Source organism: Adonisia turfae CCMR0081, from assembly GCF_011009555.1.
GTDB classification, from domain to species: Bacteria; Cyanobacteriota; Cyanobacteriia; order Phormidesmidales; family Phormidesmidaceae; genus Leptothoe; species Leptothoe turfae.
The window spans coordinates 4,804,417-4,812,411 of record NZ_QXHD01000004.1 but is presented as its reverse complement, the minus strand read 5'-3'; the positions used below and the strand labels follow the sequence as shown (position 1 = coordinate 4,812,411).

At 51.5% G+C, this 7,995-nt stretch carries 5 protein-coding genes; 4 read left to right on the top strand and 1 reads right to left on the bottom strand.

What is annotated here, in order from left to right; all coding sequences use genetic code 11:
* Nucleotides 1-50: 50 nt before the first annotated feature.
* The gene (locus DXZ20_RS24695; RefSeq protein WP_163703607.1) at nt 51-905 is read left to right on the top strand and encodes a sucrase ferredoxin; all 855 of its coding nucleotides are present in this window, start codon (nt 51-53) and stop codon (nt 903-905) included.
* A gap of 167 nt (nt 906-1,072) precedes the next feature.
* On the opposite strand, the gene DXZ20_RS24690 is transcribed toward DXZ20_RS24695, so the two are convergent.
* Nucleotides 1,073-3,652: a TonB-dependent receptor domain-containing protein gene (locus DXZ20_RS24690; protein WP_163670520.1), complete on the bottom strand. Its 2,580-nt coding sequence runs from the start codon at nt 3,650-3,652 to the stop codon at nt 1,073-1,075.
* 436 nt (nt 3,653-4,088) lie between these two features.
* On the opposite strand from DXZ20_RS24690, the gene DXZ20_RS24685 reads away from it, so the two are divergent.
* From DXZ20_RS24685 to DXZ20_RS24675, 3 genes are all read left to right on the top strand, one after another.
* Nucleotides 4,089-5,822: a fatty acyl-AMP ligase gene (locus DXZ20_RS24685; protein ID WP_163701677.1), complete on the top strand. Its 1,734-nt coding sequence runs from the start codon at nt 4,089-4,091 to the stop codon at nt 5,820-5,822.
* Between the two features lie 63 nt (nt 5,823-5,885).
* The gene (locus DXZ20_RS24680) at nt 5,886-6,155 is read left to right on the top strand and encodes an acyl carrier protein (protein ID WP_250565912.1); all 270 of its coding nucleotides are present in this window, start codon (nt 5,886-5,888) and stop codon (nt 6,153-6,155) included.
* Nucleotides 6,156-6,388: 233 nt separating this feature from the next.
* On the top strand, nt 6,389-7,995 hold a 1,607-nt coding region (locus DXZ20_RS24675; protein WP_163703606.1), incomplete at its 3' end, for a type I polyketide synthase.

The following is a 7,995-nucleotide window of genomic DNA, read 5'->3' as shown; positions in this document are numbered from 1 at the left end:
GGATGCCGGACAGCTACCCTGTTGAAGGCTAAGATCGACCTCCTAAAGGACTGATCTGTCTGACAGAATATTCACGCACCAAAGCCCTACAGAGTAAAAATTTTCCAGCAGCCTTACTACCACTGCTATTACAAGCAGCGGCCCGCAGCACCAAGGGGCGTTGTCTAGCAATTGCTCCAGAGCCACGCTACCATCGGCCAGGCTACCGCCGCATTATTTACTTTCAGCGCCCTACAGAACAGTTTTCTGTCTACGATAAGCAAGAGTTTTGGCTACCTGAGCATCTTGTGGTACCGCTGGTCAACGCCCTATCTACACCGGCCAAACTTAAAGCTTTTGAGGCCTATCGCCAGCCAGCTACAACGCGAGACTTTCTAGTTTGCGCCCATGCCGAGTTAGATATCTGCTGTGGTCGCTTTAGCCGACCCATTTATGAAAGGCTTAACACCTATGCTCAAAAAGATACCGTCCGCATCTGGCGCACCAGCCATATCAGCAGCCATAGACTGGCCCCCACCCTAATTGACTTTCCCGAAGGCCGCTATTGGGGACATTTAGAACCCGATACATCTCACCATTTGGCACAACGCAACAGATCTGTGACCGATTTAAGATCCTACTACCGAGGCTGGGCTGGGCTGCCACCCCTGGCCCAGATCGTAGAGCGAGAGATTTTTATGGAGAGAGGCTGGGACTGGTGTACCTACCGTCAGTCAGGCTGGGTATCTGCCATAGATGAGGCCCGTTCTCAGGTGCAAATTGACTTTACTAGCCCGGATGGAGAAACAGGCTGTTACCGCGCCACCGTAACAGTCAATGGCACCGTGATGACGTTACACAATTCGGGCAAAGGTGATTTCAGTCCAGTTAAGCAATACAAAATTAGCAACTTAGAACAACTGTAATGCCCGTCTACCCTGTATTTAGCCATGTCACCATTGACGCGTACTGACGGCGACTTTTGATCAGGATTCTGACCTTGGCGTAGTTTGGAAACACCAACGTACGCCAAGGCCAAAACCAATTTTCAGTAAGCGTTAGGAGTTTAGCTAATGCTGTTAAACCCTTGTTGTTACCATTCCATCAAATACATAAGACGTATGGTTCGGCCTCGACCTCCGACATAGTTACGATCGTCAAACCCCGACAAAAATTGAGCTGTAGCTGGATAGTATTGGATGTCAAAGATATTCTCAACACCCAGTTGCAACCTGCCTGAGCCAATATCCACACTACTGATAAAGTCAATCGTGGTATAGCTCTCAATCGATAAGGGCTCAATGCCTTCATCAGCGGCTCGACTACGACCGCCTACGATCAAGGCCTGTAGACGATTAGTCCAGCCAGGTAGGGTTTCATTTTCCACATAAGCGGTAAATTTAATCGGAGAAATTTCGCCACTATTCAAGGGGTCAAAATCATCATCTCGATCCACATCATTTTCACCTTCAGACCAACCAACCGTACCGCCAATGCCCCAGGTGTCTGCTGGTTGCCAATCCACTGTGGCTTCTACACCATATATCCGCTGAGGGGCACGCTGAATAGTCAGCAAACCATCTTCGTTGGGCACCAGACTTGAACCCAGGTCTGATGTGTTGTAAAAACCGCTGAGGCTCGTTTGAATCGATGGCCAATTACCGCGCACACCAATTTCATATTCAGTAACTTTGATCGGTTGAGTAATATCCAAATCGTCCTCAATACTAGTAAAGCCAGGGGGGGGCAAGCGTAAGACTCGACTAAACTCAGGCACACTGAAGCTCTGGGCAAAGCTGGCAAAGAGTGAAACCTCGTCAACAGGCTGATAAACCGTACTAGCGTTAAAAACAACGTCATCAAAGTTGCGATTGCCACCTTCAATATTGCGACTGCCAGTGACTGAAAAATAGTCATCCACGTCAAGGTTGATATTTTCATAACGCACCCCACCCCGCAGCAGCCACGATTCACTGGGCTCCCAATCAAGCTGAGTGAAAAGACCCAGACTATTCACCCGATAAGGGGGGGTAAAGTCAAATTCTTGGAGCGGGGTTAGTCGCTGCTCATTGTCAAATGTTGTTGCATCAAACTGGGCCGTAATCTGTTGATTTTTCTGATTTTCATAGTCTGCACCCCACAGTAGGTTAAGGGTTTCATTCCTGGTTAAAGGGGTTTCAACCTGTAGTCGCCCGCCCCAGCGTTCGGCCTCAAGACGTGATTGAAACAGAAAGGGAAAGAAATCGATGCCGAGACGACCATCAGCAAATTCACCACGGGCGAGCGTATTTTGGTAATACAATTGTCCTCGCAATTCGCTACCCCATAGATCATCATGGGAATAGCTCAAGTTTGTGACCAGGCTCCGATCTGTTGGATTATTTTCTCGTTCAAAACCAGGGATCTTCAAGGCCCGAGCAGTTTGTCGACCAGGAATAAGGAGGGTTTCGGGACTAGCAATAAACTCCGTATCTCGCTGGGAATTAAAGTAGTTAATTGTGAAATCGAATTGCTCTTGGTCGCTGGGCTCATAGTTAAATTTGCCCAACAGGTTGTAGCTGGTGGTATCGCTCAGACTCGACTCTGAAACGTTACGATTACCGTCGGCATCGAAAAAGCTACCGGTTTCGTCACGGGATAGGATCAATCTATAGGCGGAGCGTTCAAATCCTTCTGAAATATTGATAGCAAAATTAGTGCCAAAGCCATCGTCCTCTAGGTCACCTAATGATGCGCTACCGCCAACCCGAGTTTCCAGAATCGCTTGACCATCTTCGGGACGACGGGTGATGATGTTGATGACGCCACCGGTACTTTGGCCACCAAAAATGGCGCTGGGGCCACGAATCACCTCGACTCGCTCAATGGCAGAGGGGTCAATACTACGCAGTTCTTGGCGATTAACCCGAAAGTTAGTGGACAGCGGTACACCGTCAATTAAGATGGCAGCTTCTCGACCTCGAAGGGTTTGCCCACGGGTGGTGCGTAACTGGTTCGGGGGGCCAAATCCTGGCACTAAATTGCCTAACGTATCAGCAAGATCGTTGGAGAGAATAGACTGTTGTTCGATTTGTTCTCGCTCAATGACGGTGATGGAACGTCCGATGTCGTCTATTGACTCTTCGGTACGGGTGGCCGTAACAACTAAGCGCAGGGGAGCTGCGTCTTCCAGTCCCTCTGCCGATTCATCAGTGGGTCCAGGGGGATCGCCAGAGGGATCGGTGGTTACGGGCTCGCCATCGGGGGACGCTGGGTCAGTGACGACGGTGCTGACGGCGAAAATTAGACCTCCAGGCTGCTGATCAATTTCAACGGCTGGGGCAGTATCTTGCCCGACAATCGTTACCTGAATACGGTTGGTGGCCAGGGATTTAACCGTAATTGATTCGATCCCCGTAGCCGGATTGTCTTGCTGAAAGGTATCCCCCTCGGAGGTTTGAAGTTGGGCGTCAACAACATCGACAACAATTGTGTTGTCGCCACTGCGATTGATAAAGGTTTGTAGGGGGGCCTCAGTGGGAGATTCAAGGGTGAGTGACAACCCTGTGTCAGTTTGGGTCAGCTGTACAGCAGTAATTATGGACGTCTGTGCATAGACAGGTTGCGCGATCGCAACCGTAATCGCACTTGCGATCCCAAGCGTACAGGTTCCTAAAGACAATTTCATCATCATTCCTCACACACAAATAATGGGGCCCTAAGCCAAGTAACTGGGGCCTAAACTCGCGGGTCTCAGACATCGCTGTTGCCACGCTAAAGCTAAATATTGTCAATTAAGAGACCAAAAAATGGATTTTTAATGAGAATATTATCAAAAACCTAAAGGGCAAAACACTCCCTTGTCAAGCTCATCATGGACGTCAAGAAAATAATTAAAACCATTGATTTGCATAGAGTAACTGCATTGACTATCTAACTTCTTGCGAATGAGAGCTGAGTCATCTATACTCACTATTGCGAAATGGTATCAATTAATAAGTTTGAGTTTTAATCTCATTCGCAAATGTATTGCCTCCGCAATTCGCAAATGTATTGCCTCCGGCACTCCGGTTCGCTCCCGTTTACCTCAACCTGTTGGGTCCGTCTACCTCATCTATTAGCCCTACTCCATGCCCCATCTGACCTTTAACTGTCTCCAGGGTGTTAGCCCAGGTTTGACCTGGGTTGATCTCCTTAGGGAGAGAGCGGCACAACAGCCCTCTCGAATTGCCTTCCAAATGTGGAATGACGGTGTAGTGTCGTCTGAACAATTAACCTATGGCGATTTAGACTGCCGCAGTCGAGCGATCGCCGCCCAGATGCAGCGATTAAATCTCCAGGGAGAGCGCGTACTCCTGCTCTGTCCCCCTGGATTAGACTATGTTTTGGCATTTTGTGCCTGTTTGTATGCGGGTGCGATCGCTGTGCCGATACAGCCACCTCGCCCCAATCAGTCCCTAGAGCGATTTCAAGGTGTTGCTGCTGATACGCAAGCTGCGCTGATTTTGACAACGTCTGCTCAGCAGTTCCAACCCAGACCCCTGTCGAACATTCCCACGCTTCAGCTAGATTCTGTTCTTGCTACAGCGGCAACTGCCTGGCAGTCACCCAACATTGATCCTGAAGCAATCGCCTTCTTGCAATACACTTCGGGCTCTACCGCTGCACCGAAGGGGGTAAAAATTAGCCATCGTAATCTCATCCATAACGTTGCTGCCATTAGCCATAAGTTTGAGTTAAACAACCGTAGCGAGGGAGTGTGCTGGCTACCGCCGTATCACGATATGGGACTGATCGGCGGCATTCTCACATCTCTATACCAAGGATTGACCACCACACTGATGTCGCCCGTGGACTTTTTACAACGTCCCCTGCGCTGGTTACAGGCTATTTCCCGCACCCAAGCAACCATCAGTGGCGGTCCCAATTTTGCCTATGACCGTTGTGTAGAACGGTTCAAGCCAGAACAATGCGTGGGACTGGACTTAAGTCATTGGTCAGTGGCCTTTACGGGGGCGGAACCAATCCGGATGGCCACCCTTGAGCGCTTTGCTGCAACATTTGCCGATTATGGGTTTTGCCCTGAGGCATTCTATCCCTGCTATGGCATGGCCGAGGCGACGTTAATGATCACCGGTGGCGATCGCACCAGTGCCCCCAAACAATTAACCGTAGATGAGAAAAAACTAGCGGACCATCGCATTCAGCCTGCCGACCAGGGACGCTTGCTAGTGGGCTGTGGACAGGTGATTGACTCAGGTCAGCTGATAATTGTTAATCCCCAAACCCTGACGCGGTGCCAACCCAACGAAGTTGGAGAAATTTGGGTGACTAGCCCCAGCGTCGCCCAGGGCTATTGGCAGCAGCCACAGCTAAGCCAAGAAACCTTTCATGCCCACCTGGCTGACCCTGGGGCTGGACCTTTCCTACGCACAGGGGATTTGGGCTGTCTGCAAAATGGAGAGCTGTTTGTGACCGGGAGGATAAAGGAAGTCATGATTATCCACGGTCGCAATCACTATGCCAGCGATGTGGAAGCCACCGTGGCTGCTAGCCATCCGGCTTTTCGGACCACATGGGGAGCCGCGTTTACCGTGGATCGACATGAACAAACTCAGTTGGTTGTTGTACAAGAAGTCGGACGGGTGTGGCTGCGGCGATTAGAGCCTAAGCCCATCATCCGAGCCATTAAGCAAACCGTGAGCCAGGTTCATGGCCTGCGGGTGGAAACCATCGTGCTCGTTAAGCCTGGAAGTATTCCTAAAACCTCCAGCGGCAAGATTCAACGTTCTCGCTGTCGTTCACAATTTTTGGCTGGGCAGCTGCATCCCATTCCCATGGCCCAACCTGCAAACACTCGTTAATTGTGAGCAACTGTGAGCAAGGCTTCTCCTATGAATTCATCCGTTAACCCGCAACCATCTGTTATGGACCAACCAACGATAGCAAACATTGAGGCTTGGCTGTCTGAGAGACTGGCAGAGTCTCTGGGCACCACAATTGAGGGCATTGATCCAGATGCGCCTTTTGACAGCTATGGACTCGATTCTACCGAAGTAATTGGGCTGTCAGGAGAACTTGAGGAGTGGTTGCAGCGACAGGTTTCACCCACATTGCTTTACGACTATCCCACGATTGCCACCCTGGCTGAACACTTAGGAGACCTGTCCTTAGAAACTGAGGGGCAAGAGAGCTAGTACTTTATGGCGTAAGTTTGTCCACCATCCAATGTGGATGAGTCGATGGGTGGATGGGTGGATGCAAGGGTGCCAAATTTTTGCCATCGGGTACTAGGTCTTTGGCATTCCTGGCGAGAACAGTCTGTTTAAGAGCGACATTTGGCCAAGCCGATGCCATGGATGATGGCTCTGGCCAGGCAGCAGTGAACCAATGACCATTTGTTAATCTGCACTGAGAGGCATTCTAAACGATGAACCCAATTGCGATTGTCGGTTTGGCCTGCCGGTTTCCGGGGGGCGACAATGCCGATAACTTTTGGCAGTTCCTGTGCCAGGGAGGTGATGCCATGACGTCAGCTGCACCCAGAGAACTGCCAGGGCTAGCCACCACCGGATGGGGGGGGTTCCTGTCCCATATCGATCAGTTTGATGCAGCGTTTTTTGGGATTTCCCCCCGTGAAGCGGCCTATCTCGATCCCCAACAGCGGCTGTTATTGGAAGTTTGTTGGGAGAGTTTAGAGCAGGCGGCTATTGCACCTCAATCCTTAGCGGGCAGCCGTACAGGGGTATTTGTTGGCATTAGTCACAGTGACTATGGTTATCTTTTGGGTCAACACCACAGCCCAGAGAGCGACGTGAGCCCCTACAGTGCCACTGGGACGGCGCTTTGTGTGGCCGCTAATAGAATCTCCTATGCCCTCAATTTAAAGGGGCCTAGTCTAGCCGTTGATACTGCCTGTTCATCGTCGCTGGTGGCCGTACACCTGGCAGGGCAAAGCCTGGCGGCTGGCGGCTGTGACTTAGCGCTGGTAGGGGGTGTGAATTTAATTCTCAGACCCGAGGTGACGGAGGTGTTTCAACAGGCCGGGATGATGGCCGTTGATGGCCACTGCAAGACGTTTGATGCTGCCGCCGATGGCTATGTGCGCTCAGAAGGGTGTGGCGTTGTGGTGTTGAAGCGACTGGCTGATGCTGAACAGGCGGGAGATCGGATCTTAGCGGTGGTACAGGGTTCAGCCGTTAATCAGGATGGGCTGAGTAACGGTCTAACCGCCCCCAACGGCCCTGCCCAACAGGCGGTTATTCGTCAGGCATTGACCCAGGCCCAGGTGCCTGCCGCCCATGTTAGCTACGTTGAAACCCATGGTACGGGGACACCCCTGGGGGATCCGATTGAAGTGAATGCGCTAAAAACGGTGCTAATAGCGGGTCGTTCCTCCCAACAGCCCTGTGCCCTAGGGGCGCTAAAGGCCAACGTCGGTCACATGGAAGCGGCGGCTGGCATTGCGAGTCTGATTAAGGTGGTACTAGCACTACAGCATCGCTACATTCCGGCCCATGGGCATTTACATCAACTCAATCCCCGCATCGACCTGACGGACACGCCGTTGTTTATTCCTCAGCAAGGTTGCCAGTGGCCGTCATCGGTTGGTGTGGATCGACCGATAGCGGGGGTGAGTGCCTTTAGCTTTGGGGGGACCAATGCCCATGTAATTGTGTCTGCGGCATCCAGCTCCCCGACGCCTGCCTCGACTTCTGTTGCTGCTCCCGCCTGGCACAGCCTGATGCTAACGGCTAAATCGGAGCCTGCTTTGACCGCCCTGGCGGGTCGCTATGCGGAGTTTTTGCAGGCCCATCCTGGGGTGAATCTGGCAGATGTCTGTTGGACAGCCCATATGGGGCGTTCTATCTTTTCTCATCGGGCGATGGTGGTGGCGGATTCGTTAGAGGGGATGAGATCGCACCTCACTGATATGGCCCAGGGGAAAAATTCGACCGCTGTGGCTATGGCGAAAGCTCCCCGTCGTCCCCAGCGAGACATTGCATTTTTGTTTACGGGGCAGGGGGCACAGTATGT

Coding starts and splice junctions, on each gene's coding strand:
- DXZ20_RS24690 (WP_163670520.1), bottom strand. CDS start 3,652: ATGATGATGAAATTGTCTTTAGGAACCTGTACGCTTGGGATCGCAAGT.
- DXZ20_RS24685 (WP_163701677.1), top strand. CDS start 4,089: ATGCCCCATCTGACCTTTAACTGTCTCCAGGGTGTTAGCCCAGGTTTG.
- DXZ20_RS24680 (WP_250565912.1), top strand. CDS start 5,886: ATGGACCAACCAACGATAGCAAACATTGAGGCTTGGCTGTCTGAGAGA.